The organism is Haloferax sp. Atlit-10N, assembly GCF_003586325.1.
GTDB lineage: Archaea > Halobacteriota > Halobacteria > Halobacteriales > Haloferacaceae > Haloferax > Haloferax prahovense.
In genome coordinates this window covers 1-526 of sequence record NZ_PSYX01000110.1, presented here as the reverse complement: position 1 = coordinate 526, position 526 = coordinate 1, and the positions used below count along the sequence as shown (strand labels likewise).

The window sequence follows — 526 nt, the reverse complement described above, 5'->3', positions numbered from 1 at the left end:
AGGTGAGGACGAAATAGTCGCCTCGCTTTTCACTGTACCGCCAGCCGTTGGGCCACTCGTCGTTTGATGGGAGGTCTACCATAGGTATTACTCCTCACCCAGGGATGCAAGTTCCTCGAGATTGGCCTCAATCGCTTCCTCGGGAAGGCCGTAGAGTTTTATTACAGCTCGTTTCAGTGCCTCTTTGCGGTCTAACCCGTCATATCCACGGTACTCAAGAAGCTGATCATGCGCGAGTTCGTAAGCATCGTCGTTCTCGTCAGTCTCTTTGGCGATGAGGGTCCAGCCATGCTCTTCGTCAGTGTAGGCGAGAGCAGCGACAGTCTCATCTATGAAGATCAGCAGGCCATGTATCCGCTGCGTGCCTTCCTCATCTTCTTGAACGCTCTCAGGAGACCCTGGAGCGACCAGATCAATGGGCCCTTCTTCAGTAAGTGTGTCAGCTTCTGGCTCGTAGAGCGGTCGGTTTGGGAGACTTGACATCATGGAGTTGCGGGCTTGAACACACTCTCGGCTAATCAATGCT

General features: G+C 53.4%; 1 protein-coding gene. It reads right to left on the bottom strand.

Translation table 11 applies throughout. The features are described 5' to 3' along the window. Positions 1 to 87 precede the first annotated feature (87 nt). Positions 88 to 526, bottom strand: a 439-nt coding sequence (locus C5B91_RS22040; protein WP_233547878.1) for a hypothetical protein, incomplete at its 5' end; no start/stop codon positions are given.